At 65.3% G+C, this 13,309-nt stretch carries 8 protein-coding genes; all 8 read left to right on the plus strand.

What is annotated here, in order from left to right; translation table 11 throughout:
- Positions 1–47 precede the first annotated feature (47 nt).
- The 8 genes from GEV01_RS06685 (at position 48) to GEV01_RS06720 (ending at position 13,271) form a co-directional block, all read left to right on the plus strand.
- Positions 48–1,382 carry a glycoside hydrolase family 5 protein gene (locus GEV01_RS06685; protein ID WP_152802810.1) on the plus strand — a complete coding sequence of 445 codons (1,335 nt, stop codon included), beginning with the start codon at positions 48–50 and terminating at the stop codon, positions 1,380–1,382.
- Positions 1,379–2,743: a GH1 family beta-glucosidase gene (locus GEV01_RS06690; RefSeq protein ID WP_152802812.1), complete on the plus strand. Its 1,365-nt coding sequence runs from the start codon at positions 1,379–1,381 to the stop codon at positions 2,741–2,743. The genes GEV01_RS06685 and GEV01_RS06690 overlap by 4 nt, the downstream gene beginning before the upstream one ends.
- Before the next feature lie 33 nt (positions 2,744–2,776).
- A complete protein-coding gene (locus GEV01_RS06695) occupies positions 2,777–5,314 on the plus strand; it encodes a glycoside hydrolase family 3 protein (RefSeq protein ID WP_152802814.1) in 2,538 nt (845 codons plus the stop codon).
- 22 nt (positions 5,315–5,336) lie between these two features.
- Positions 5,337–6,626, plus strand: a complete 1,290-nt coding sequence (gene fucP / locus GEV01_RS06700) for an L-fucose:H+ symporter permease (RefSeq protein ID WP_152802816.1) — start codon at positions 5,337–5,339, stop codon at positions 6,624–6,626.
- A gap of 160 nt (positions 6,627–6,786) precedes the next feature.
- Positions 6,787–7,419, plus strand: coding sequence for a hypothetical protein (locus GEV01_RS06705; RefSeq protein ID WP_235914268.1), 633 nt, complete (start codon positions 6,787–6,789; stop codon positions 7,417–7,419).
- Positions 7,420–7,567: 148 nt separating this feature from the next.
- A complete protein-coding gene (locus tag GEV01_RS06710) occupies positions 7,568–9,139 on the plus strand; it encodes an oleate hydratase (RefSeq protein ID WP_152802818.1) in 1,572 nt (523 codons plus the stop codon).
- A 56-nt stretch (positions 9,140–9,195) separates the two neighbouring features.
- Entirely contained in the window at positions 9,196–12,171 is a 2,976-nt protein-coding gene (locus GEV01_RS06715) for a sensor histidine kinase (protein ID WP_152802820.1), read from the plus strand.
- Between the two features lie 119 nt (positions 12,172–12,290).
- Positions 12,291–13,271, plus strand: coding sequence for a hypothetical protein (locus GEV01_RS06720; protein WP_235914269.1), 981 nt, complete (start codon positions 12,291–12,293; stop codon positions 13,269–13,271).
- Positions 13,272–13,309: the final 38 nt, after the last annotated feature.

Genomic DNA, 13,309 nt, shown 5'->3' on the forward strand with positions numbered 1-13,309 from the left:
CTTTTTTTGGTGTATATTGGAAACGATTCCACATACGGAGATGCTGGATGGTGACAACAAGATTGCTAGGCACCGCCTGGCTGGCGGCGGCCTTGCTGGGCGGCGCGGCGGCGTGGGCGCAAGCGCCCGTGCCCGCGCCCGCGTCCGCGCTGCCGATGCTGCACACCGAGGGCACGCAGTGGCTGGCGGCCGACGGCAGCCGGCCGGCGCTGCGCGGCGTCAACCTGGGCAACTATCTGATCCAGGAGTTCTGGATGATGGGGCAGGGCAGCGCCGGCATCGACGACCAGTGCAAGCTGGAGGCGGTGCTGGACCGCCGCTTCGGCTACGCGGAACGCGAACGCCTGTACGCGCTGTACCGCGACAACTGGATCACGCAGCGCGACTGGGACATGCTGCCCAAGATGAAGCTGAACCTGGTGCGCCTGCCCTTCATCTACAGCGTGGTGGAGGATGAAAAGAACCCGCGCCACCTGCGCGCCGACGCCTGGCGCTATCTGGACAACGCGATAGCCGAAGCCGAGAAGCGCGGCATCTACGTGATCCTCGACCTGCACGGCGCCGTCGGTTCGCAGGGCTGGGAGCACCACAGCGGCTGCGCCGGCAAGAACAAGTACTGGGACACGCCGGACTACCAAGCCCGCACCATCTGGCTGTGGCAGCAGATCGCCGCGCGCTACAAGGACCGCGGCGCGGTGGCCGGCTACAGCATCCTCAACGAACCTTGGGGCACGACGCCGGAAAACCTGGCCGTGGTCATGGGCACGCTGTACCGCGAGATCCGCAAGGTCGATCCGAATCACGTCATCATCCTGCCCGGCCACAGCAAGGGCATAGACGCCTACGGCAAACCGTCCGAGCATGGCCAGGTCAACGTCGCCTTCGAGATGCATCCGTACCCGGGCCACTTCGGCTGGGGCAAGCCGGGCGCCGAGGTCCACCGCGACTGGCTGCAATGCGACGCAGATAAGGGCGGCAAAGGCGGCGTCTGCGCATGGAAGGCGCAGCAGCAGCAGCAACTGAACACCGCCTACTTCATCGGCGAGTTCCAGCCCTGGGCCTTCATGGGACCGGAGCTGGGCGGCCAGGTCACGCGCGCCACCTACGATACCTACGTCGCCAACGGCTGGGCCTCGACCGCCTGGTCCTACAAGCTCGTGACCAATCAGGGCGGCCAGGGAAAAGGCACCTGGGGCCTGGTGACGAACGCCCCCGGCGCGAAGATACCCAAGCTCGATTTCAACACCGCCCCGCTGGCCGAGATCGAAAACCTGTTCCGCCTGTTCGGCAGCGTGCCGTACGAGCCGCAGCAAACCATCATCAAGTGGATGAACGCCAGCGTTCCGCCTACTCCCTTCGCCCCATCAATAAAAAAACCATGACCATGATTCTTACCGACCTGCCTACGGCGATCCAGCGTTCCGATTTTGCCAGCGACTTCCTGTGGGGCGTTTCGACCTCGGCCTACCAGATCGAGGGTGCCGCCGCCGAAGACGGCCGCGTGCCGTCGATCTGGGACACCTTCAGCGAGACCCCGGGCAAGATCCGCGACGGCGCCACCGGCGCCGTGGCCTGCGACCACTATCACCGCTGGGAGGAAGACCTGGACCTGGCGCAGTCCATGGGCCTGAACTCCTACCGCTTCTCGATCTCCTGGCCGCGCATCTTCAACGGCGTGGACGCCGAGCCGAACGCCAAGGGCCTGGAGTTCTATTCGAAGCTGGTGGACGGCATGCTGGCGCGCGGCCTGCAACCGTGGTGCACGCTGTATCACTGGGATCTGCCGCAGTACCTGGAAGACCGTGGCGGCTGGGCCGACCGCGCCACCGTCGACGCCTACCTGCACTACGTCGACGTGATGAGCAAGCACCTGGGCGGCCGCGTGCAGCACTGGATCACGCACAACGAGCCATGGTGCACGGCCATGCACGGCAACTGGGACGGCATGCACGCGCCGGGCAACAAGAGCCTGCCGCTGGCGCTGCAGGTATGCCACAACGTGCTGGTGTCGCACGGCCTGGCCGTGCCGCTGATACGCGCCAACGTGCCGGGCGCGAAGGTGGGCATCGCCCTGAGCCTGCATCCGGTGCAGGCGGCCAGCGACAGCCTCGCCGACCAGCAGGCCGTGGTGCGCCACGACGTGCTGCGCAACCGCTGGTTCCTGGACGCGCTGTATGGCCGCGGCTATCCCGAGCTGGCGCTGCAACTGGTCGGCCAGGATGCGCCGACGGTGCTGCCGGGCGATATGGAGGCCATCGCCGCGCCCATGGATTTCCTCGGCGTGAATTACTACTTCCCCGAGGTGGTGCGGCATGCGCCGGACCAGTATCCGCTGCGGACCTCCATCGTCTATCCGCAGGACCGCCAGCGCACCGACTTCGGTTGGGAAGTATCGCCGCAAGGCTTGATCGATCTGCTGGAACGCGTGGCACGCGACTACCCCACCGGCGATTTGTACGTGACCGAAAACGGTTCCTCGTACGACGATCACCTCACCGCCGACGGCGCCGTGAACGACACAGCGCGCCGCGACTACCTGATCCGCCACCTGGCCGCCATGCGCGACGCCATCGGCGCCGGCGGCAACATCAAGGGCTATTTCGCCTGGAGCCTGCTGGATAACTTCGAATGGGCGGAAGGCTATCTGCGCCGCTTCGGCCTGACCTACATCGACTATCCGACGCAGCGCCGCATCCTCAAGCAGAGCGGCCAGTGGTACAGCGCCTTCCTGCGCCAGGCATAAAAAACAATATCAACAACGGAGACAAGTACACGAATGAAGACCAATAACCACACCCTGCGCCGCGCCGTGCTGGCCGCCACGCTGGCGCTGGGCGGCGTCTGTTTCGCCACCGCCGCATCCACCGCCGCGCCGTTGACCGACTGGCCGCACATCACCAGCGCCGTCAAGCAGGACAAGGCCATGGAAGCGCGCATCGCCAGGATCGTCGCCGGCATGACGCTGGCGCAGAAGGTCGGCCAGATGACGCAGCCGGAAATCAAATTCAGCACGCCGGAAGACATCCGCAAGTACTACATCGGCTCCGTGCTGAACGGCGGCGGCAGCTGGCCGGACGGGAACAAGCACGCCAGCGCGGCCGACTGGGTCAAGCTGGCCGACGCCTACTACGACGCCTCGATGAGCACCGACATGAAGGTGCAGATCCCCGTCATCTGGGGCATCGACGCCATGCACGGCAACAGCAATATGTACGGCGCCACGCTGTTCCCGCATAACATAGGCCTGGGCGCCGCGCGCGACGCGAAGCTGATCGGCGAGATGGCCAAATCGGTCGCCAAGGCGGTGCGCGCCACCGGCATCGACTGGGTGTTCGCGCCGACGCTGGCCGTGGTGCGCGACGACCGCTGGGGACGCACCTACGAGTCCTTCTCGGAAGATCCGGCTATCGTCAAGGACTACGCCGGCGCCTACGTCAAGGGCCTGCAGGGCGATCTGAAATCGGACAACACCGTGGTCGCCACCGCCAAGCACTTCATCGGCGACGGCGGCACGGCCGAAGGCAAGGACCGCGGCGAGAACCAGTCCACCATGTCCGAGATGATCAACATCCACGCCCAGGGCTACTACCCGGCGCTGCAAGCGGGCGTGCAGACGGTGATGGCCTCCTTCAACAGCTGGAACGACGTCAAGGGCGGCTCCGACCACGGCAAGATGCACGGCAGTAAAGAGCTGCTGACCGACGCGCTGAAAACCAAGATGGGCTTCGACGGCCTGGTGGTCAGCGACTGGAACGCCATCGCCGAAGTACCCGGCTGCGCCAACGACAGCTGCGCCGCCTCGATCAACGCCGGCGTCGACATGGTGATGGTGCCTGAGCACTGGAAGGCCTTCATCGCCAACACCATCGTGCAGGTGGAGAAGGGCGAGATCCCGATGTCGCGCATCGACGACGCCGTCACCCGCATCCTGCGCGTGAAGCTGCGCGCCGGTCTGTTCGACGGCAAGAAGCCGTCGCAGAACATCTACGCCGGCAAGCAGGAGCTGCTGCAGGCGCGCGCGCTGGCGCGCCAAGCGGTGCGCGAATCGCTGGTGCTGCTGAAGAATAACGGCGGCGTGCTGCCGCTGGCGCGCGGCAAAAAGATACTGGTGGTCGGCAAGAGCGCCGACAACATGGCCAACCAGTCGGGCGGCTGGTCGCTGACCTGGCAGGGCACCGACAACAAGAACAGCGACTACCCGGTCAGCGACACCATCCTGGCCGGCATCCAGGACGCCGCCGGCAAGGACAACGTCACCTTCAGCGAAAACGCTGCCGGCGTCGATGTCAGCAAGTTCGACGCCGTCATTGCCGTCATCGGCGAGACGCCGTACGCGGAAGGCGATGGCGACATCGGCCCATCCGGCACGCTGCGCCTGTCCGGCCGCCATCCCGAGGATCTGGCCGTGCTGCAGGCCGTGTCGGGCAAGGGCAAGCCGGTGGTGACTGTGCTGATGACCGGCCGTCCGCTGTTCGTCAACGACCTGCTGAATTTGTCCGACAGCTTCGTCTCGGCCTGGCTGCCGGGCACCGAAGGCAAGGGCGTGTCCGACGTGTTGTTCCGCAAGGCGGACGGCAAGGTCAATGTCGACTTCCACGGCAAGCTGTCGTTCTCGTGGCCGAAGTCGGCCTGCCAGTCGCCGCTCAACGTCGGCGATGCGGCCTACGATCCGCTGTTCAAGTACGGCTACGGCTTGACCTACGCAGGTGCGGCAAGCAAGGGCGCCTTGCCACTGCTGGACGCAAGCTATCCGGCCGGCGGCTGCGGCAAGGCCACCTCGGTGCCGGTGTACGCGCCGGCCGATCGCTCGACCTACGCGCTCTACGTCCACAGCGGCGGCAAGCGCGTGGCCCTGGGCGCGGACCTGAACGCCGTCTTCAACCTGCCGACCGTCAAAGTCGAAACCGCGCAGATCAACACCCAGCAGGACGCCAAGCGCCTGACCTGGAGCGGCCCGGCCAAACTGGAAGCGCAAGCGGCCCAGGCGCAGAAGCTCCCAGCATTCGCATCGGCTGACGGCGCGCTGCAATTTGATGCTATCGTGTCGGCTGCGCCGCAGGGCAAGGTCGGCGTCGGCATCGAAACCGTGGAGCTGGACGCCAGCGCCGTGTTCCAGCGTTTGGCGGGCAAGGGCAAGCAGACGGTTAAAATCCCGCTGGCCTGCTTCAGCGCCAAGGGCTTGTCGATGGCGGCACTGAGCACGCCGTTCAGCGTGTCCGCCGATGCGCCGTTCGCGGCGACGTTCGCCAACATCCAGATCGTTGGCGGCGCCGCCAAGGACAAGGATGCGCTGGCATGCGGCGACTTTAAATAAAACATCAGGAGACTCTTAAAGCATGGAACACTATTCGCAAGCCGTCCCGATGCAGGGCGGCCAGACGCAGACCGGCGGTAATACCGGTCCGCTGATTATCGTCACCATCCTGTTCTTCATGTGGGGTTTGCTGACCTCCCTGAACGACGTGCTGATCCCGCACCTGAAGGCGGTCTACACGCTGACCTATGTGCAGGCGATGCTGGTGCAGTTCTGCTTCTTCGGCGCCTACTTCATCGTCTCGCTGCCGGCCGGTATGCTGATCAAGAAAATCGGCTACCAGAACGGCGCCGTCGCCGGCCTGACCATCGCGGCCGCCGGCTGCGCGCTGTTCTACCCAGCGGCCACCAGCGGCTACACGCTGTTTCTGATTGCCTTCTTCGTGCTGGCGGGCGGCATCACCATCCTGCAAGTGGCGGCCAATCCTTACGTGACGGTGCTGGGCGATCCGCAGACGGCCTCCAGCCGCCTGACCCTGACCCAGGCCTTCAACTCGCTGGGCACGACCGTGGCGCCTGCGCTGGGCGGCATGCTGATCCTGGCCGGTGGCGTGATGAGCTCCGCCGACCTGGCCAAGCTGACCACCGAACAGCTGTCGGCTTACCACGCGACCCAGGCGGCCAGCGTGCAGGGCCCTTACCTGGTGCTGGCTGCGGCCTTGCTGGCATTGGCGGTCTTGTTCGCGCTGGCGCGTCTGCCGAAGATCGTCGACGCCGAACAGGCGGACGGCGAGAGCGCCGGCTGGTCGGCCGTGCTGCAGCATCGTCATCTGGTGCTGGGCGCGCTGGCGATCTTCCTGTACGTGGGCGGCGAAGTCAGTATCGGCAGCTTCCTGATCAACTTCATGGGCGACCCTAAAGTGGCGGGCCTGTCGGCCGCCGACGCGGCGCCGTTCGTCAGCTACTACTGGGGTGGCGCGATGGTGGGCCGCTTCATCGGCTTCGCCGCGATGCGCTACGTCAGCCCGGGCAAGGCGCTGGCCTTCAACTCGGCGGCCGTGATTGTGCTGGTGCTGACCGCCATCTTCAGCGGCGGCCATGTGGCGATGTGGGCGATGCTGGCCGTCGGCCTGTTCAACTCCATCATGTTCCCGACCATCTTCTCGATGGCGCTCAACAAGCTGGGTCCATTGACCGGTCAGGGTTCGGGCGTGCTGTGCATGGCCATCGTCGGCGGCGCGCTGGTGCCGTTCGCGCAAGGCCTGCTGGCCGACACCATCAGCCTGCAGATGTCCTTCCTGGTGCCGGCGGTCTGCTACACCTTCATCCTGTACTTCGGCCTGAAATACGCCGGCATGTATTCGGAGAAGTAACTTGCCGCGGGTATATCCACCATGGGTGTACCCGAATTCTCCTTCTAGCAAACCTACTGAATTTTTTACTGAATTCTACTGAATTGAACTTCGCTGTACTCTGCGTGTCTAACTCAGTACCCGCAAGCAGAATTCAGTAGGTTTCAGTAAGGAGAACAGTATGGTTGCCACAATGAGCGTGAGCGTCTCCCCATCCACCTTGCTGGCGCTGATGGAGCGGCTACGTGAAACCGGCGCCCCCATCGACCCAGCGGAGGCCGTCGACGCCGCGATCCAGCTCTGGCTTACCACGACATGCGCCGCGCCGCCGGCCACACCGCGCGGCTATCAATGGAAAACGCTGTTTCTGCCTGAGGGCACATGGCTGCGCATGGCCTATCGCAACGACCACGAATATGCGATCGTCGAAGGCGACCATATCATGTACAAGGGCCGCGCCGTCTCGCCCAATCAATTTGCCAGCGGCTATGCCGACAGCGTGCGCAATGCATGGCAGGATATATCGATCCGCATGCCTGGCGAAAAACATTGGAAGATAGCCGACCTGCGACGCCGCGAATTGGTCCGCGCCGCAGCCGCTGTCCCTGTCATGGCGGCCACAGCGAGTTTGCCCGGTGCGCCACCTCCGCCATCTTCGCCATCTTCGCCATTGCCCGCGGCTGTTGTCATACCCCAGGCCCCTTTGGCTACTCCCGCGCCATCCTTGCCCCGCAATGTCACTCCGGGCCCCGGCTGGACGGAGCCTGAGCGCCGAAAATTCCGCTTCCGCCTTGAAGACGTCGCCTTCGACTGATGGCCGCAGTACAGGCCTGCCTAGCAGATATATTTTTTGGATTTTTGATCTAGCGCATGGAAGTAGTGCTTTAGCGTAACGTACGGCATTTTTGATAACAAATCCCGCACTATCATGGCAACTTATTTCCAAGGAAAAGGACAGCGCCATGAACAAATCCATCAAAGCATATCTGGTCGGCGGCGGCATCGGTTCACTGTCGGCAGCGGCCTTCATGATCCGCGACGCCGGCGTCGACGGCCGCAACATCACCATCTTCGAAGCCATGCCGCTGGCCGGCGGCAGCCTCGATGGCGGCGGCGATGCCGACAACGGCTACACACTGCGCGGCGGCCGCATGCTCACCACCGACAACTACGAATGCACCTGGGACCTGTTCAAGTCCATCCCCTCGCTGGAGCACGAAGGCCAGAGCGTCTACGACGAAACCGCCGCCTTCAACGAAATGCACAAGTCGCACTCGCAGGCCCGCCTGGTCGACCGCAACCGCTTCCGCGTCAACGTCACATCGATGGGCTTCACTATGCAGGACCGCACCGAGCTGCTGGCCCTGGCCGAAGCGGACGAGGAAAAGCTCGGCAACAGCGCCATCACCGACTGGCTGTCGCCCGAATTCTTCGACACCAAATTCTGGTACATGTGGGCTACCACCTTCGCCTTCCAGCCTTGGCACAGCGCAGTGGAATTCAAGCGCTACCTGCATCGCTTCATGATGGAGTTCTCGCGCATCGAAACGCTGGCCGGCGTCAAGCGCACCGTCTACAACCAGTACGACTCGCTGGTGCGGCCCTTGCAGCACTGGCTGCAACAGCAGGGCGTACAGGTCGTCCACGACTGCAAGGTCGACGACATCGAATTGATGGAGGAGGGCGGCGTGCTGACCGCCACCGCGCTGCGCTGCACCCGCAACGGTGAAGCCACGACCATCGCCGTCGCCCCGCAGGACCTGGTTTTCTTCCAGAACGGCTCGATGACCGACGCCTCCAGCCACGGCAGCATGCACAGCGCGCCGCCCAAGCTGGACAAGCGCGACAGCCAGGGCTGGGCCCTGTGGGAAAAGCTGGCGCTGGACCGTCCGCAGTTCGGCAATCCAGCCGCCTTCAATTCCAGCATCCCGGAATCGTGGTGGGAGTCCTTCACCGTCACGCTGAAAGACCCCGCGTTCTTCAACAAGATGGAGCAGTTCAGCGGCAACGTCGCCGGCACCGGCGGCCTGGTCACGTTCAAGGATTCGAACTGGCTGATGTCGATCGTGCTGGCGCACCAGCCGCACTTCGCCGGCCAGCCGGAAGGCGTGCAGGTATTCTGGGGCTACGCACTGCACCCCGACCGCATCGGCAACTTCGTCGCCAAGCCCATGGCCGATTGCAGCGGCGAAGAGATCCTGCGCGAGCTGTGCGGCCACCTGAACTTCGACATGGAGATCATGGACAAGGCCAACTGCATCCCTTGCCGCATGCCCTACATCACCAGCATGTTCATGCCGCGATTTAAAAGCGACCGTCCGCTGCCGGTGCCGCCCAACTCGCGCAACCTGGCCTTCGTCAGCCAGTTCGTCGAGGTGCCGGAAGACGTGGTGTTCACCGTCGAATACTCGGTGCGGGCGGCGCAGATGGCGGTCTACCAGCTGCTGGACGTCAAGCGCGAGATACCGCCGGTCAGCCACCACGACCAGTCGCTCAAGGTCAAGCTCGACGCGCTGGTCAAGGCCTTCAGGTAGACCACAGCCGCGCGGGCGTGTGGTAAATTCGGCGTTTCCCCGAATAGAAATTTCCCATGCCCGTTCAACTCCGCGGTATCGCCCGCGCCGGCGTGATCGCCTTACTGGCCTTGGCCGCCTGCACCCACGCCATCGCCGCCGCTCCGACATACTGGCGCAGCGGCCTGCTGCAAACCGGGTGGGGCAAGAAGGACGGCGCACCATCCTCGGTCTACTCGATGACGCAGGACAGCGCCGGCATGCTGTGGTTCGCCGCCCGCGACGGCCTGTATCACTTCGACGGCGCCCGCTTCGAGCGCGCCGACCGCGTCGACGGCAATCCGCTGCTGTCGCCGGTGACGCTGTGCGTGGATGCCTACGGCGACGCGCTGTGGGTGGGCTACCAGTTCGGCGGCGTCAGCGTTTTCGAACACGGCAAGGTGCGCCACTACCGGGAAGCACAGGGCGTGCCGGCCGGCTCCATCTATCATTTCGGCAGAACGCCGAAGGGCGCGATGTGGTTCTCCAGCAGCCAGGGCATGCACTGGCTCGATGGCGAGCGCTGGCGCCACGCCGGCCCGCAGGACGGCCTGCCGGAAGGCCAAACCAATGCTTTCAATGTGCTGCCCGACGGCAGCCTGCTGGTCTACTTCCCCGACGGGATATACCGCAGCGAGCCGGAGTCGCACCGCTTCCGGCGCGTGCTGGAGCAGCCCGGCGTCGAGGGCGGCGAGTTGCGGCCGGACGGCGCGCTGGTGATCAACAGCCAGCTGCACGGCATGCAGCTGTTCGATCCGGCCAAGGGCACGGTCGCGCCGTTCGCGCTGCACAACGGCCAACTGCCGATGCAGGGTTACGCCATCGACCGGCGCGGCGCGCTGTGGGTCAGCGTCGGCAACGGCGTGCAGCTGCTCGACCGCGACCAGCGTCCGCAAAAGACCTTCACGCCGGCACAGGGACTGGTGGGCAAGGGCTTCAGCTCCATGCTCGACGACCGCGAAGGCAATATGTGGCTGGCCACCGAGGCCGGCATCAACCGCATACGGGAAACCCGGCTGACGGCGATCGAGCTGCCGGTCGGCATGGACGCGCCCAGCGTGGTGGCCGGCAGCGACGGCATGGTCTGGATTAACAACCTCAAGTCGCAAGGGGCCTTCGACCTGCCGACCTTCGGCCTGGCCGCCGACGGCACGCGCAGCGCCACGGAGATCAGGAAAGTCTCCGCGACCTACCGCCACACCGATGGCACGATCTGGTTCGCCACCGACAAGGCGCTGTGGCGCCGCCAGGGCGCGCAACTGCAGTCGTGGCAGCGGCCCGCTGATCTGGGCGACAAGGATACGCAGGCGATGGCGATGGACGCGCAGGGCACGCTGTGGCTGTCGATCATCGGCAAGGGCGTGTACGGCTTCCGCGACGGCGCCTGGCTGGCGCGCAACGGCCGCAGCGACCTGCCCAAGCGCACCGCCGTTTCGCTGATGACGGATGCCGGCGGCGGCGTGTGGTTCGGCTACACCGAAAACAATCTGGCGCTGCTGGACCACGACAAGATCCGCCAGTTCGGCGCCGCCGACGGCCTTGAGGTGGGCAACATCCTGGTCATGTCGCGGCGCGGCGAGCGGCTGTGGGTCGGCGGCGAACGCGGGCTGGCCTGGTTCGACGGCAAGCGCTTCACCACCCTGCACGACGCCGACGGCAAGGGCTTTCACGGCGTCTCCGGCATCGTCGAGACGGCGGGTGGCGAGCTTTGGCTGCACGATGTCGATGGCCTGGTGCGCATTGACGCCAAGGCGCTGGAGGGCTTGCGCGGCGACGCTGCCGACCAGCCGGCCGAGCGCTTCAACTATCTGGACGGCCATGATGGCACGCCCGCCCAAGTGCGGCCGGTGCCCACGCTGGTGCAGGCCACCGACGGCCGCCTGTGGTACGCCACCGACAGCAGCGTGGGCTGGATCGATCCGGCGCACATCGGCCGTAACGGGCGCGCACCGCTGGCGTGGGTGACGGCGCTCAAGACCGCGCAGGGCAGCTACCTGCCGGGGCAGGGCATCGCCTTGCCGCCGCATACCGACAGCCTGGAGGTGGACTTCACCGCCGCCGCGCTGTCCATCCCCGAGCGCACGCGCTTCCGTTTCCGCCTGACCGGCCTGGAGACAGCGTGGCGCAACGCCGGCAGCGCGCGCCAGGCTTTCTACACCAACCTTGGCCCTGGCGACTATCGTTTCGAGGTGGTCGCCGCCAACGAAGACGGCGTGTGGAGCAGCACCGCCGGCAGCGTGGCGTTCAGCATCGTACCGTCGCTGACGCAGACGATCTGGTTCAAGCTGGCGTGCGGCGCCGCCGTGCTGACGGCCTTGTACCTGCTGTATCGCTGGCGCATGGCCGCGGCGACGGCGCGGATCGGCGAGCGCCTGCGCGAGCGGGCGCTGGAGCGCGAACGCATCGCGCGCACCTTGCACGACACCTTCCTGCAAAGCCTGCAGGGGCTGATACTGCGCTTTGACCTGATCAAGAAAGCGCTGCCCGCCGCCGATCCCGCGCAGCAGCAGATCGACAAGGCGCTGCAGGCCGCCGACGACGTGATCTACGAGGGCCGCATGCAGGTGCTGGACCTGCGCGTGACCAACGACTACCGGGGCGACCTTGGCGCGGCGCTGACGGACTTCGGCCGCGAGACGGCGCAGCAGCATGGCGTGGCGTTCTCGCTCAACACCTCAGGTGCGCCGCGCCAGCTGGCGGCGATGGTGCAGGACGAAGTATTCGCCATCGGCCGCGAAGCCTTGTTCAACGCCTTCCGCCACGCCGGCGGCAGCGAGGTCGCGGTCGACCTGGATTACTCCGTCCGCGCCTTCGGCATGACGGTGCGCGACAACGGCAAGGGTATCGACCAGGACGTGCTGGCGGCCGGACGGCGTCCCGGCCACTGGGGCCTGGTCGGCATGCGCGAGCGCGCGGAGCGCATCGGCGGCACGCTGGCATTGGACAGCTCGCCGGCATCGGGCACGCGGGTGTGCCTGCGCATGCCGGCGCGCAGCGCCTACGCGCCAAAATAAGGGCGCCGCCTGCATGATCTGCTGACCGCCGCTATACTTGCCATATTCGCTACGCGGAGGTGTTCATGGCAGTCGGCATCGGAAGGAAACAGTGGTTTGGATTGATCGTCCTGGCGACGATGTCAGCACATTATTTCTACTTCCGCGTGCCGTTCATCGCCAACGATTACGGCCGCAACATGGCCGACTGGCCTTTGCTGGGCGACCTGCTGGTGACGTTCCCGCTGCTGTACTACTTCATGTTCCGCCCGTCGTTGAAGGCGTTCCTGCTCAAGTGGCTGGTGTTCGCGATGGCGGGATGCGCTTTCGGCAGCGCGATCATCGCCGACGGCAGCAAGGATCTGTGGCGCGGCATCGAGCGTTTTTGGCCTTTGATGGCGCTGGTGCAGGGCGCGCTGGAACTGTACCTGCTGGTCTACATGGTGCGCCGTATCGCGGCCCTGATGCGCCTTGACGGCAACGCCGACGAGGCGATGGCGACGGCCATACGCGGCCGTTTCGCCGGCACGGGCTTTGCGCCGTTCGCGTTGTTCGAGGCGCGCATCTGGTACTACGGCCTGTTCATGCGGCGCGGCGAGCGTTTGCGCTACACCGGCCAGCAGCACTTCAGCTACGACAAGAACGACGGCAACGTCTCCAACCAGTTCGCGCTGATCATGGTGATGCTGTTCGAGATGCCGCTGTCGCACTTCATGCTGCATCTGGTGGCGGTGAAGCCGGTGTATGCGTGGGTGGTCGATGTGCTCAGCGTGTGGTCGGTGCTGTATCTGGTGGCGGAGTACCGCGCCAGCCAATGGCGCCCGGTGTCGCTGGACGAGAAGGCGGTACTGATACGCTGCGGCGTGTTCGCCGCCGACCGCGCGGTATCCTACGACATGATCGAATCGGTGGCCCGCTGCGGCAACGACATCCGCCGCCAGCGCGGCGTGCTGCGCTACCGGCAGTTCGGCAGCATGAATGTGGAGATACGTCTGAAGGCCGGCAGCAAATTGATGAACGGCTTCGGTCGCGCCCAAGCCATCTCGCGCATCTGCATCAGCCTCGACAAACCCGACGCCTTCATCGATGCCGTGCGCTCGCGGCTCGCGGCATTAGGCTAGAACGCCCATCAGCATTGGTCCTTATCCAGTTCCATGTC

The organism is Rugamonas rivuli, from assembly GCF_009380165.1.
GTDB lineage: Bacteria > Pseudomonadota > Gammaproteobacteria > Burkholderiales > Burkholderiaceae_D > Rugamonas > Rugamonas rivuli.

Bases quoted from the DNA above. Each gene is read 5' to 3' on its own strand.
- GEV01_RS06685 (WP_152802810.1), top strand. From the start codon at position 48: ATGGTGACAACAAGATTGCTAGGCACCGCCTGGCTGGCGGCGGCCTTG.
- GEV01_RS06690 (WP_152802812.1), top strand. From the start codon at position 1,379: ATGACCATGATTCTTACCGACCTGCCTACGGCGATCCAGCGTTCCGAT.
- GEV01_RS06695 (WP_152802814.1), top strand. From the start codon at position 2,777: ATGAAGACCAATAACCACACCCTGCGCCGCGCCGTGCTGGCCGCCACG.
- fucP (WP_152802816.1), top strand. From the start codon at position 5,337: ATGGAACACTATTCGCAAGCCGTCCCGATGCAGGGCGGCCAGACGCAG.
- GEV01_RS06705 (WP_235914268.1), top strand. From the start codon at position 6,787: ATGGTTGCCACAATGAGCGTGAGCGTCTCCCCATCCACCTTGCTGGCG.
- GEV01_RS06710 (WP_152802818.1), top strand. From the start codon at position 7,568: ATGAACAAATCCATCAAAGCATATCTGGTCGGCGGCGGCATCGGTTCA.
- GEV01_RS06715 (WP_152802820.1), top strand. From the start codon at position 9,196: ATGCCCGTTCAACTCCGCGGTATCGCCCGCGCCGGCGTGATCGCCTTA.
- GEV01_RS06720 (WP_235914269.1), top strand. From the start codon at position 12,291: ATGTCAGCACATTATTTCTACTTCCGCGTGCCGTTCATCGCCAACGAT.